The sequence below is a fragment of the Maridesulfovibrio salinus genome (assembly GCF_055394525.1).
In genome coordinates, this window is the sequence record NZ_AP042461.1 from 155,778 (window position 1) to 169,711 (window position 13,934).

A 13,934-nucleotide genomic window follows, 5' to 3' on the forward strand; every position below is an offset into this window, starting at 1 on the left:
ATATCGAGTTATTCAATGCAGTAAAACAAAGTTCATTCCCTCGAATAAAATGAAACTTCAGCTCAGGATAGTCTCCAACCAGTTCCCTGAAAACCACTCCACGCATATTCCGCCGGGATATGCTTCAGGAACAATTGAGATCCCGATACGGGCAGCAACGGTAGTCCCCCCATTTATGGTAATCCCCCCGAAAATTAATTGTTCTGAAAAGTAGAATTTTCTCGTAAAGAAAACCGAGGAGATTCAGATGAAAAAGTCACGTTACAGCGACAGTCAGATTTTGAGTATTTTGAAGCAGGCCGAGAATGGAGTTCCCGTTGCTGAGCTTTGCCGGGAACACGGAATGAGCAGTGCCACTTTTTACAAGTGGAGATCCATGTTCGGTGGCATGGATGCATCCTTGATGGCCCGAATGAAAGAGCTGGAACGCGAGAATCGCCAGCTAAAGAAAATGTATGCCGAAGAACGATTGAAAGCTGAGATCGTCAAGGAGGCTCTTGAAAAAAAGTGGTAAAGCCGTCTTGTCGGCGCAAGCTGGCAAAGGCAGCCGTGAAGGGAGAAAAGGTAAATATCCGTCAGGCGTGCGAAGCTTTCAGCATCAGCCAAACTTGTTACAGATATGAACCGAAGCTGTCCGCTGAAAATGAAAAAATTGCGGATTGGTTGGTCCGGTTGACGCATAACCAGCGCAACTGGGGTTTTGGCTTGTGTTTCCTACATTTGCGCAACGTGCAGGGCTTTCCATGGAATCACAAACGAGTCTACCGGATCTACCGCGACCTTGAGCTGAATATGCGCATCAAGCCGAAAAAACGAATTGTGCGAGAAAAGCCGGAACCGTTAATCCTGCCTGAAGCAGTCAACCAAATCTGGTCTATGGATTTTATGCATGACCAGCTGGAAGATGGACGTAGCATCCGTCTGCTAAATGTGATTGACGATTTCAATCGTGAAGGACTTGGTATTGAAGTAGATTTGTCATTGCCTTCGGAGCGAGTTGTCCGGACACTAAATCAGACTATTGAGTGGCGCGGTAAGCCCAAAGCAATAAGATTCGATAACGATCCTGAATATATCAGCAACAAGCTGAAATAATGGGCTGAAAAAGAAAATGTTCGACTGGAATATATTTAGCCGGGAAATCCGCAACAGAATGCGTACGTTGAAAGCTTCAATCGGACCGTGCGGTATGACTGCTTAAGTCATTACATGTTTGAAAGCATCCATGAGATGCAGGATTACGCAACCAAATGGCTCTGGACATATAACAATGAACGCCCCAATATGGGCATTGGTGGCATCATTCCGATGCAAAAAATGAGAATGGCTGCATAGCCTCTACTTTTCAGGCCCTTTAAAAATGGGGACTACCTCGCTTGAAAAAAATTTTTTGCAAAGAAGGATAATATCAAAATGTAAAATTTTTGGGAAACCGATTTACGTAGTTGCGAATTTGTTGGAAACTATGGGGAACTCAGGTTTCTCACGTACAGAACTCACTGATATTGTCAGTACTGTTTTAATGGGGGCTGATGGCCTGTCCTTGCCGCTGAAAGTGCCGTTGGGCGATATCCTGATAAGGCTATTAGCATGGCTTGCAATATGGGTGAACTCTACAAAAAATGGACTTCAAATATAACAATGCTTGAAATATTGGAGATGTAAATGGCAAGGCCTTTTTACTTTGGTTAATGGGGCCGACTTCTTTTGGGATGACTACAATTAGTATGACTTTGGTTGAGAGGATTAATTCATGCTATTCCCCGACTTTATTCATTGATGGAGATTAAGTCCGGGATTTATTTGGTGTAGATCTTGGATTTTCCAAAGAAGAACGTCTCAGGGGCGTCAATGTATGTCTTTTCATAATGGATAAAGGTTTTGAATCGAATGTCTCTATTGTTATTGCTGCTGCTTACAGCAGGATCATATGCAAGATATCTGGTGCGTAATTCTAGAGGTAATGTTCGTGTTTGTTATATTGATGCCCTATCTTTGTGTGCACAACGCGATCCAAAAGGATTGTATCAAAAAGCATAAATGGCGAGATTAATACTCTTGCTGGCTACAACTCAGAGTACCAAAGGGTTCATGATCCTGATATAAATATTGCATCCAATAAATTGACAGTTGAAGAATCGGTTGAAAAATACCGAAGTCTCTAAAAGATTAAAGGTTATTTATAAATGATTGGACTAACTGTTGGTTTTAGAATCAATTCACTACGTTGTTTGAGAAAGTTGTTTCCATTTGCTGTTGAATCTTATGAAGCTGGACATAAGGTTGTTTTTCTACACGTGTTGGATCAAGTAGAACTCAGTTGTGCAGAACATTTGGGTGAGATTCGTAGAACAGCTTGGGATTCTGAGTCTAACAACCATGATATAGATGTCTTATTTGCTTTAGATGGTTGTGATGACCCACCTGATAATTGTGTTGTCGTTGGTGTGCATCATTCACATCATCCTATTGAAGGGGATAATGGTGAGGTCGAAGCTTATTATCATTACATAAAGATGTTTTCTAGGTGTCATTATTCTATTCTCGGTCAACCTAACCTATATAGGTTTAATAGTGATGATTTTGTAGAAATGTTAAGTCATTTTCCGGTTCACAATCAAGGATATACATCTAACGTAGTAATTCCAGGAGGGTATTCTTCTGTTGATGATTTATTGCACCTATCTAATGATGATGTTACCCAAGGGACAATCCTTTTTGCTCATGTTGAATCAATTCGTAGCTCTAATGAAGCAAGAGTTATTGTCGATATATTAAATTGTATAAAGCAAAAATTTCCGAATAAAGAAATTGTTTACAGCCCTTATCCCTCTCTGGAGAAGATATATGATGGGATGGAAATAGTGCTTTTGACGGGTGAAGGTCGTGTTAAGTTGAATACTGATTACGATACTTCATTGCCGTTTGCTCGTGCAGAAGTTTTAATAACTGATTCTTCAAGTGCCGCAGAAACTTATAGCTGTGGTACGTTAAGGCCGCACATTCAGTGTCAATTTTTTGGTATGCGCAAGAAAGCGCAACGCACAGATTTAGGTTGGATAGTTTATTCTGTAGAACAATTGGAAGAAGCAATTGATAATCTGAATGTTGAGTACGATAGTTTCGAATCTTCGATAGCTGCAAAGCGAAGTCGGCAATATTTAAATTTTGGGTCAACAGCTAATTATATTGTCAGACAATTGGGAGCTATCAGTAAGAGAGACGTCCTTGAAGGGTGGATAGATATAAGAAGAAGTTCCGATGAGTCTGTTTCAGATAATCAATACGGTTTTTTTGAAAGGTTGTCAGAATTGCCGGCTGGTTATCGTAAGATGAGTGCTTATCAGATTGGTGTCTCTTGTTGTGTGGATGCTGACGACAAACTTCTGTTCTCTGAAATGGAAAATTTCATAAAGCACGCAAGGCCAATAGCAAGACATAATTGTGATCAACTTGTATGTTGTCTAATTGATGAACAATGCATGAGGCTTGTTGGATATGCTGAATACGAGCAGATGTTCCAGACGAACCATTCTTTACCGTTCTTTTTGAGTTGCAGTACTGATGATACTATAGATGATTTTTCCTTTAGTGAGAGTTTTGTTTCAAGTAATTTTGCAGGGTATATTGAGAAAGGGGAAGAAGGAAGTTATGATTGGTTAGATTTTGAATCAATATTTTTTAAATATGGAACTTTTTTGCTTGTTATTGCCAACCAGACTGAAGTTGAGAGGTTCTCAGTGGCTGTTGATTTGTTTTGCCAAATCAAAAAGCTAAGGAACTTTGCATATTTTTCGTTTATTTGGCCTTCTTCATCCAAACTTCATATGGCCAGAGTTCTGAGAGGGGCTGTTTCTATGCTGCCTTCATGGGAAGTGTTAAATGTTATTGAAGATCGTACACCAAAGCCATATTATATATGGGGGTGTTCGGGATTTTACGAGCAATTAAAAGGAGACTCTCTTTTGCCCACACCAGAAGGATGTATGGGATTTATAGACAATGACCAGTCTAAATGGGGGACAGAGATTGATTCTCTTTTAGTGAATTCTCTAGATGAGATTGTAAGAGATAAACCTTTCGAATTTATGATAGTCTTTGCTGTATCACATATTTATATTCCTGAGATTATCCTGCAAATTGAGGCTCTTCTGAATAAGAAAAGCCTGTCTTAAGTAAGATAGATTCGTTAGATTTGTTCGCTTGTGTGATGTGGATTTTTAAATAATGTAATGTCTGGAGGCGATAGCATGAAGCGATGCATGCTTTGTAGTGGCAATGATTTATATTTTCCGAATCGCTCTGAAGTCGTGAAAGGTGTTACATCAGATTGCAAACCTTGGACTGAGGATTTCTCTTTGTTTATGTGCGGTACATGTGGGCATGTTCAAAAGGAGAGGTCTGAAACTTGGTCTAAGGAGGTAGTTAAAATTTATGCAAATTACACCTTGTATCCGCTTTGTACCGATAGCGATCAGCTAAAGTTTGACGATAGCGGTAATGCCTCATTTAGAAGCACTATTGTGGTAGATAATTTTCTGGAAAGATTTTCGATACCTGAAAAAGGTAAAATTTTAGATATTGGCTGTGGGAATGGGTGCTTTCTTGATCAGTTTTATAAACGTAAGCCAGAGTGGGAGCTTTGTGGTTATGAGCAGGGAGCGAGGCTTGAGGGGGTGTCTCCATTTCTTAAGAATAAAGTCCTGTATACGGGTGACCTGTCAGGGATAGAAGGAAAATTTGATGTAATTGTTCTTTTGCAGGTTTTAGAGCATGTAGTAGAGCCCATCTCTTTTTTGAAGACAATTAGGGATATGTTAACTCCTGAAGGGTATCTTTTAGTGTTAGTTCCTAACTACCTTGAGAGTCCCTTTGATCTCATGGTCTATGACCATTGCTCCCATTACTCATATGAAACATTGAAGTTCGTGGCCCAGACATGTGGTATGAGTCTTTCCGGGCTTACGACTGACTGGATTCCTAAAGAAATTGGTTTTATAGCACAGAAAGAAACAAAAAGGATTGTGGCTGATCCGGCTGTGGACCTAGAGCCTTTCAAATCATCTGTAGCTTGTTTGTATCGATTCTTAAATAAGGCCAGAGATATTGATTCCAAGTGCGAGTTAGGTGTTTTCGGTACAGCAATAGCCGGGACCTGGTTGGCTCATAACTTAGGGGAGACTGTTTCCTTTTTTGTTGAAGAGGATAGAAGGCAAATCGGTAAAAAGCATATTGATGTGCCGGTATTAGCTCCTGAAGATGTTCCTATAGGGGCGACAGTTATAATGGGATTCATGGCTTCTATCGCTAGTAAGCTTGTTGACCGTCTTAAGGAGAAACGTCCTGACGTTAATTACATTATTCCAGACGATTAAATGTATCTACCTGCTTATGACGTCTTCCCCTATTCTGTACCAGTCAAATATAGAGAAATTTGGCCTTTTGAGGGTGCTTTGTAGCCCTCCCGTATATTAGTCCCAGCGCAAAGTAGAGATTTCTGTTAAAGACAGCCATGAAGGAGGTTGTTTCGATGCGGAAATCCAAATTTAGTGAAAGTCAGATTATCAAGATCTTGAAAGAGGCCGAAGGCGGTCGCAGAGTCGTAGACGTGTGCCGAGATTACAAGGTCAGTCAAGCCACGTACTACAAGTGGAAGTCGAAATACGGTGGTATGGAAGCTTCCGATATGCGTCGCTTGAAAGACCTCGAAGAAGAGAATCGTAAGCTCAAAAATATGTTCGCCAATTTGAGCCTTGAAAATGAAGCTCTGAAGGATGTCATAGCAAAAAAGCTTTAAAGCCAGCTGAGAAGCGTGAGCTTGTTGACTACCTTCGCAACGAATTTTGCCTCAGCATTCGGCATGCATGCAGTGCGCTGCGTTTAAGCCGCTCAGTGTATGGCTATAAGCCTAATCCGCGCGATGATTCGTTGATCATTGAGATGCTTCTTAAGTTGGCTGATCGGTATCCTCGTTACGGGTTCAGAAAATTATTTATCCTGCTGCGCAAGCAAGGACACCGCTGGAACCATAAAAGGGTTTATCGAGTTTACTGCATGCTTAAAATGAATTTCCGGCGAAAGGGTAAGAAACGCTTACCGTCCCGGAATCCTCAGACTTTATCAGTTCCACCAAAGGCCAACATCTGCTGGTCAATCGACTTTATGCATGACTCGCTGATGAGTGGACAACGGTTTAGAACTTTTAATGTGCTTGATGATTTCAGCCGTGAATGCTTGGCAATTGAAGTCGACACAAGTCTGCCCGCCGGAAGGATTACTCGTGTGCTGGACAGAGTCTCAGCGTGGCGTGGTTTTCCTGAGAAAATGAGGATGGATAACGGTCCGGAGCTTATTTCGGTAACATTGGCAGACTGGGCTGAAAGAAATGGTGTTGAACTGGAATTTATTCAACCAGGTAAGCCAACCCAAAATTCATATATCGAACGCTTCAACAAAACGTTCCGTAATGAGGTTTTAGATTTCTACTTGTTCTCAACGTTATCTGAGGTCAAGGGCATAACCGAAGACTGGATTCGTGAATACAACGAAGAGCGACCTCATGAATCGCTCGGAGACATGACTCCGGTCGAATATGTCCAAACACATTCACCCCAAGAAAACTCTACTTACGGATGGCACTAACTTGGGGAGGTTTACAAATTTATCTGTGATTGTTTTTTTAAAAGACTAATTATTTGTCTTTTTATTTCATGTACATATATGTCAGAAACAGCTAGAATAATATTGATATTTTTAAATTTAGCGATTGCTTGTTCCGGTGAAAAGATTGTAATTCCCTCAATGGCTTGTCCCTGTTGTTCAGGATTATTCTCAATGAAACCAACACACTCAGCCATATCGGGAAGGTTACTTCTATCTCTTAGAAGTCTATAGTAATTAGAAGTTCCCCATATCATAAATTTTTCTTGGTATTGATTGCTAAAAATTTTAGCAATTTGTATTCGGGATAAGGCTAGGTCTTCATTGGCTGTCGTTATTGTTAAGGGAAATTTGTCTTTTTGTGGAGGAGAATCAATCCTTTTTCTATGTTTTTTAGCAGATAGATACATACTGATAACGAAAGAAAAACGTTTATATAAAGAATCCCTACTTACAAGTAGTATAAAGTTATCATTCTCAGTGAATACATTGTCCAAAGTATGTCTTGTTTTATCTTGAGTTGCTATCGATTCGATATATCCTTTGAAGTTGTTATTAGTGTATTTACGGGGCAAATCGAAACTGTCTATAGATTGTTTATCATCACAGGATAAGAAAAAAGGATGTTTACAATTTCCACTGTATATTCTTTCAAACTCTATAAGATCCATATATCTTAAAGAGTCAGGTGTTACTCTGTATACGAGTAGATCGTAAGAGTTGAAACGCGAGAGTGCTCTTGAGTATTTTATAAGTTCATAACTTTCCGAAGTGGGAATGTATCGGCCATGATGTGGGTAAATAAATTTATGGTAGTATAAATGTTTTTTTAAAGGACCTGCAGGAAGTCTGTTGATTTTTTTTAGAGTTTCAACTTCTGTTAGGGAATCGTATTCATTTTCAATTCTTCTTTTTATACTAATCCAGCCTTTAGATGTTTTTCTGTTGGCTATGTTGTCAATATTTTCAAATATATATCGAGCTGTGTTGCCTATATTAGCATAGTCTTTATTTCGTTTGTCTTGCAGCGATTGGTTATATTCGGGAAGAAATTTGTCGAAGTTTTGGAGGATATGTTTTAATTGGGATGGAGAATATACAATCCATCCTGTTTCAGTCCTTGTGTGTTGATTTTGTTTTCCATTGAACTGACATTGTATATGGGGGCGAAGTGTTGCAGCGCTGAACGTATATCCTGTTGTAGATGTGTCGGTAATCAGTACTAAAGTTTGCGAAAATAGTTTAGCACTTGTGTGGGTGTTGGTGGTTAGCTCAATGTTGTCATTATTGAGGGCTCGAGTAATCGATATGCCATCTTGAATGTCTAGCTCAGCTGGATATGGGCTATAAATTATTTTTTTGTCTTTTATAGTATCAGCAATCGTCTCTATGCATAATTTATTATTTTGTACGTCAAGCACCCCTTCTGCAACTCCTGGTGCAAATAAAATAACCTCAAGCTTATTGTTGTCTTTGCTTATGTGTTCAATTAATAAATCTAATGATGGGTATCCTCCAGGAATTATAACAGCGTCTTTGTTGTTTATGTGTTTGTGCGCAGGAATAAGGGATAGTAAGTATTCAAAATCATTGGCAGATAGTTTTCTTAAATTATTATGTCCTAGAATGAGATAGTCACATGCGGCTAATGGCTCAATAATAAGATGGTAGGCAGCAGGATCCGTATTATCGTAGCTTATCGGAACATGGAAGTGTGGTATTCCAACAACAGAACATTTTGAGGGAGGATTCAGGCATGCATCTTGTGTGAATAGGATGTCAAGGTCGTCTTGATCTACGATGGCGGCTGGGTGAATTTTTCGGACTTCTCCTTTTGCTTTCAATTCAAAAAACATGTCTCTCTGTATGGTGTCAAGAAATATAACTTTGTGCCCAGTTCGAATTGCTTCTTCTATGTATGGGGTCAAGCGTTTTAGGCTTCTGGATGTATGTAGATTGAATCCAATAGTATGTGTCATAAATATTGCCTGATGATTAGCTTATGGTTGTTTTCTTAATATTTTATTTAAAAAAAAAATTAATTCAAGCATAAGTGTCCAAGGGCGGTAGTCCCCCCATTCTTAGGGGAGCTGAAAAGTAGAGGCTACTACAGCAGCCATTCTCAGTTTTTGCATCGGGGTGATGCCACCAATGCCCATATTGGGCCGTTCGTTGTTATATGTCCAGAGCCATTTGGTCGCGTAATCCTGCACCTCTTGGATGCTTTCAAACATGTAATGACTCAGCCAATCGTACCGCACGGTCCGATTGAAGCGTTCAACGTACGCATTCTGTTGCGGTTTCCCTAGCTGAATATACTCCAATCGAACATCTTCTTTTTCAGCCCATAATTTCAGTTTGTTGCTGATATATTCAGGGCCGTTGTCGCATCTTATTGCTTTGGGCTTGCCGCGCCACTCAATAATCTGATTTAGGTTCGGACAACTCGCTCCGCTGGCAGCGACAGATCAACTTCAATACCAAGGCCTTCACGGTTAAAATCATCAATCACATTTAGCAGACGGATGCTACGTCCATCTTCCAGCTGGTCATGCATAAAATCCATAGACCAGATTTGGTTGACTGCTTCAGGCAGGATTAACGGTTCCGGCTTTTCTCGCACAATTCGTTTTTTCGGCTTGATGCGCATATTCAGCTCAAGGTCGCGGTAGATCCGGTAGACTCGTTTGTGATTCCATGGAAAGCCCTGCACGTTGCGCAAATGTAGGAAACACAAGCCAAAACCCCAGTTGCGCTGGTTATGCGTCAACCGGACCAACCAATCCGCAATTTTTTCATTTTCAGCGGACAGCTTCGGTTCATATCTGTAACAAGTTTGGCTGATGCTGAAAGCTTCGCACGCCTGACGGATATTTACCTTTTCTCCCTTCACGGCTGCCTTTGCCAGCTTGCGCCGACAAGACGGCTTTACCACTTTTTTTCAAGAGCCTCCTTGACGATCTCAGCTTTCAATCGTTCTTCGGCATACATTTTCTTCAGCTGACGATTCTCGCATTCCAACTCTTTCATTCGGGCCATCAAGGATGCATCCATACCGCCATACTTGGAACGCAACTTGTAAAACGAGGCACTACTCATTCCATGTTCACGGCAAAGCTCGGTAACGGGAACACCGTTTTCAGCCTGCTTCAAAATACTCAAAATTTGACTGTCGCTGTAACGGTATTTCTTCATCTGAATCTCCTCGGTTTTCTTTACGAGAAAATTCTACTTTTAAGAATAATTAATTTCCGGGGTGATTAGCAAAACAATTCTAAGGTAGCAATAGGGTAGCAACAACGAGAAAAGGGTTCACATCTTGCGATGTAAACCCTTGATTTAACTGGAGCCAACGATCGGAAGTGAACCGACGGCCTGCTGGTTACGAATCTCATCCCTCCCTGTTTTACTGGACCCCACCAAGTTGTATTATGTTGTAGATTCAACAGGTTGAATAAACCGTACTTTGTGGTAAGTTGTAACAAATTAGATAGTTTTCACTCCCTAGGGTAGCAATGGGGGTAGCAGCGAGGGTAGCAATGAAAAGGAAAAAAAGTAAGTTCACCGGCGTGTACATGAGAGAGTCCAAAGACCGCAGATACAAGGGCAAGCCGGACATTTGTTTTGACGTAACGTTCAAAGAAGGATCACGCAAGCTCTGGCAGAAGGTAGGCTGGAGATCGGAAGGAATCACTGCCGCCTACGCTTCCAAAGTCCGTGCTGAAATAATGCGCAAACATGGACGTCTCAACACCAAAGCCCATGACCTTCGGGCAGGCCTTTAAAGAATATAAAGAGAACCACCTGACCAGCCTCAAAAGCGGTGACCGGGTGACACGACTTTATAATGCCAGAGTGAAAGACGAATTTGAGAACATCAAGCTCAAAGACATCAGCACCATCATGCTGGAGAAGTATAAAAACAGGCTGCTAGCTGAAGGATTAGCTCCGGCCACGGCAACGCACTGCCTCGCAATTTTCAGGTCGGTCTTTAAGAAAATGGTTTCATGGGGAAAATACAAAGGTACGGTTCCCACGGATCAAATCACCATGCCCAAAAAGGACAACCGCCGCTTTCGTTTCCTCAAAAAAAGCGAAGCAGATGAACTGCTCAACTCACTGCGGGCCAGAAGCGAAGATACCTACCTGATGGCACTGGCCAGCCTGCACACCGGCATGCGCTTCGGAGAAATTGCCTGCCTGCGGGCAGAGCACATAAGCTTAAGAGACGGCATGATCCGCATTGTTGACGGCAAGGGCGAAAGTTCCCGGACAGTCTTCATGACTACGGAGCTGCGCTACCAGCTCAGTCAAAGACACCTCAAAGCAGGAGAACTCATCTTCCCCAACCGGGACAGTAAAATCCGGCCCATGATATCAAAGAGCTTTCCGCGCACCGTGAAATCCTTGGGGCTGAATGACGGCATCGCCGATAAACGCGACCACGTGGTCTTCCACTCCCTGCGGCACACCTTCGCCTCATGGCTGGTCCAGAACGGGACGCCTTTATACACCGTAAGCGAACTTCTGGGCCACTCCTCTCTGGAAATGACCCAGCGATACTCCCATCTGGCACCGGAAGTGCTCAAGGCTGCGGCTGCTTCCTTTGATCGGATTGTGGGAGATGGGTAAGAGCGACAAATAACCGGAAACAGGACCGCCATCAGCTAAAAGTTGATGGCGGTTTTATTTTACAAAGCGGCTTCCCAAAAATTATTTTTTCCCACTTTCGGACATTGTCAAGTCACTCAAGGTCCGTCTTACCACCTAACATATAGATTAATAGGGGTAGGAAGCCATGGAATCACAGGAGTCCAGCCGCCCTCCCCGCTAATCTTTAAAGCCGGAGGTAAAACGGCATGGTGAATTTTGCGGATTATATGATGAAAAAACGGGATCGTGGAGAACTGACAACCGGGCTTGTGCTATATGGCGAAACTGAACCGCCTGAAATGCAGATCGAAAATCTTTGGAAAATCGTCCACCGCAGGACCGGTGAAGACCTCGCTGATCCCAGACCCGACTTTGATGAATTTTCATCCTCGGACCGCATGTATCCTTCCATGATGAAACCGGAAGTCAAACGCCGCTGGGACCTAAAAAATTACGAATGGGAAGAGACCAAGGCTCAACATGCAAAACTGAAACGTATGGTCCATGCCCAGTTCATGCAGGAGAATCCCAATCTGCCCGTAGTTCAGGGGTTGCAGGGGACGGCCTACGGCAGTGAGATTCAGTCTGAATTCCAGAAGATGCTCAGCGGAAAGCAGTCGGTTCTCAAGTCTCGCATGCCCAAGACCGGAACGGGCCGGACCATCCGAGACGAGCTGGAGCGCGACAATGTGGATCTCAATGAAATCGCTGATGAGGTTGTCCAATTTCAGACTCCCAAGTCCCGGAACACCTTTGCTGCTTTGGGTGTGGATCGGGATGAAACATTGCGCATAGTGGGTAAAATCCTTGCCTCAGCAGAATCCAGCCATGCTCTTGAATATCAGTACGATGACGAAGGGCGATTACAGGTTGTTAATTACGCTGGAAAGCCGGTTGAGGTGTATCGCTATAACCGCATGGGGCAGCGTGTTTTTTCGCAGGTCTCCGGTGGGCAGCCGTTGAAATACCATTACAATGAACATGGACAGCTCGTTCAGGCTGGCGATGAAACTTACTCTTACGATAAAGACGGCTATCTTGCTGGCAAAAAGAACTCGCATGGGCTGACCCGCTACCGCTATCTGGAGAATGGGCAGCTTTGTGGAGTACAGCTTCCTGACGGCAGGGAGATTGAATACCGCTTTGGTGAAAACGGGTTCCGCGCAGAAAAGCTTACCAACGGCAAACTTGTCCAGCGTTATCACTGGGATGATCTGATCACCCTGTCTGCCGTGGAAAATAAATCCGGGGTAATCCGTTTTCGTTACGATGAAGATGGTGACGCCATAGGGATGATCCGCAACGGCCAGAAATTGTTGCTGGCGACCGATCAGTTGGGGACTGTCTTTACTGTTGCTGATTTGTCGGGAAGCAGTGTACAGGAAGTCCTATATGATTCTTTCGGGGTGATGATACAGAACAGTCATCCTGAACTCGCGCTTCCGCTCGGTTTTGCCGGAGGCTTGTATGATTCCGACACAGGGTTGATTCATTTCGGCTACCGTGAATACGATCCGGCCACCGGGCGTTTCATCTCTCCTGATCCGCTGGGCTATGCTGGTGGTGATGTGGATCTGTATGGGTATTGCAGAGACGATCCGGTTAACTTTGTTGATCGGCTGGGGCTGAGCGACACTAGTGAGGCAAGTGATAAGGGTGAGGACGAAGATACTGAGCCTGACAAAGAAGACAAAAATTTCTATTGGACGGTAACTCCCAAAAAAAATGCTTGCGGAAAATGTCAGGCACTTAAAGGAAAAACCTTTGATAAAAAACCTAAAAGACCGCACCCCAACTGTAAGTGCGAGATTGAGAGACATTTCAAGGGCTTCTACGTTAGTGGCACACTTCAAGGTCAAGGTAGCAGCGATAGTCATAAGTTCGGTGCCGGACAAAAAATCGTTGTTGAAGTGACAAATCTCGGCCCCTTTCTTGCTGGGGGTAGAATTCAGGTAGACGGCACTGTACAGGAAAGCACCGGACATATGGCTCCAGGCCAGTCCGATTCTTTTGAATTTACGAAATTCGGCGAAATACCGGTGCCATGGGAAGTGGCGATAACATGCGATGGAGCCGACAACTGCACCATTACTTATTCCATAAGGGGTTAAATGAAATTCGCAACATTTATTCTACTCGTCGCACTGTTAATACCAACCAATAGCTGCGCGCAATCTATATTGCCACTCTCTTGCGATGATGTAATCAAAATCGAGGTATGGCGTCTTCGTGGAGAAGTTTGGCACTGTCCAACCAAAGAAGGTTATCATTATGTAGTCATGGCCTACCTGACGGAAGAAGCCCTGACACGCTCGGCTCAAGTATATGAGGCCACTGAAAAAATTATCGTTACGGTCGATAATTGTAAAATTTACACTAGACCTGTGCAAATTAAGGTTCAGGGTAGACTTATACAGAGTGACGCTCCTACCTGGGACAACTTCCGTGGTTACAAAGCAGTCATTATAACCAAGAAAACCAAGGAGGCGGCCTTTGAAGCCGCTCGGCTAATCTGCCCAAGCAAAGCACCAACGGTCATGCTTACAGACGGAAGTTGATTCTCGGTCGAAGAAAATTAAGAAGCCCCCGCAGCAAGAGCTGCCGGGGGCTCGTTTCATGTA

General features: G+C 42.9%; 8 protein-coding genes and 2 pseudogenes. 8 read left to right on the forward strand and 2 right to left on the reverse strand.

The window, feature by feature from the left end; translation table 11 throughout:
• Nucleotides 1-247: 247 nt before the first annotated feature.
• From ACZ5PW_RS00675 to ACZ5PW_RS00690, 4 genes and pseudogenes are all read left to right on the forward strand, one after another.
• A pseudogene (locus ACZ5PW_RS00675) lies at nt 248-1,335 on the forward strand (IS3 family transposase).
• A gap of 851 nt (nt 1,336-2,186) precedes the next feature.
• Nucleotides 2,187-4,175 carry a hypothetical protein gene (locus ACZ5PW_RS00680; RefSeq protein ID WP_464557106.1) on the forward strand — a complete coding sequence of 663 codons (1,989 nt, stop codon included), beginning with the start codon at nt 2,187-2,189 and terminating at the stop codon, nt 4,173-4,175.
• 75 nt (nt 4,176-4,250) lie between these two features.
• Entirely contained in the window at nt 4,251-5,375 is a 1,125-nt protein-coding gene (locus ACZ5PW_RS00685; RefSeq protein WP_464557109.1) for a class I SAM-dependent methyltransferase, read from the forward strand.
• 155 nt (nt 5,376-5,530) lie between these two features.
• Nucleotides 5,531-6,642, forward strand: a protein-coding gene (locus tag ACZ5PW_RS00690) for an IS3 family transposase (protein ID WP_464557112.1) whose coding sequence is annotated in 2 segments (ribosomal slippage) — nt 5,531-5,783 and nt 5,783-6,642 — 1,113 coding nt in all. Because the reading frame shifts where the segments join, the coding sequence is not laid out codon by codon here.
• Nucleotides 6,643-6,653: 11 nt separating this feature from the next.
• On the opposite strand, the gene ACZ5PW_RS00695 is transcribed toward ACZ5PW_RS00690, so the two are convergent.
• Nucleotides 6,654-8,639 carry a hypothetical protein gene (locus ACZ5PW_RS00695; protein ID WP_464557114.1) on the reverse strand — a complete coding sequence of 662 codons (1,986 nt, stop codon included), beginning with the start codon at nt 8,637-8,639 and terminating at the stop codon, nt 6,654-6,656.
• 102 nt (nt 8,640-8,741) lie between these two features.
• Nucleotides 8,742-9,855 (reverse strand): annotated as a pseudogene (locus ACZ5PW_RS00700) (IS3 family transposase).
• Between the two features lie 344 nt (nt 9,856-10,199).
• Between ACZ5PW_RS00700 and ACZ5PW_RS00705 the strand changes: the two are divergent.
• From ACZ5PW_RS00705 to ACZ5PW_RS00720, 4 genes are all read left to right on the forward strand, one after another.
• A complete protein-coding gene (locus ACZ5PW_RS00705; protein ID WP_464557117.1) occupies nt 10,200-10,445 on the forward strand; it encodes a hypothetical protein in 246 nt (81 codons plus the stop codon).
• A complete protein-coding gene (locus ACZ5PW_RS00710; RefSeq protein WP_464557120.1) occupies nt 10,399-11,292 on the forward strand; it encodes a tyrosine-type recombinase/integrase in 894 nt (297 codons plus the stop codon). Before ACZ5PW_RS00705 ends, ACZ5PW_RS00710 begins: the two co-directional genes overlap by 47 nt.
• A 227-nt stretch (nt 11,293-11,519) precedes the next feature.
• Nucleotides 11,520-13,424, forward strand: coding sequence for an RHS repeat domain-containing protein (locus ACZ5PW_RS00715; protein WP_464557123.1), 1,905 nt, complete (start codon nt 11,520-11,522; stop codon nt 13,422-13,424).
• On the forward strand, nt 13,425-13,871 hold the full coding sequence (locus tag ACZ5PW_RS00720; RefSeq protein ID WP_464557127.1) for a hypothetical protein: 447 nt from the start codon (nt 13,425-13,427) through the stop codon (nt 13,869-13,871).
• Nucleotides 13,872-13,934 lie beyond the last annotated feature (63 nt).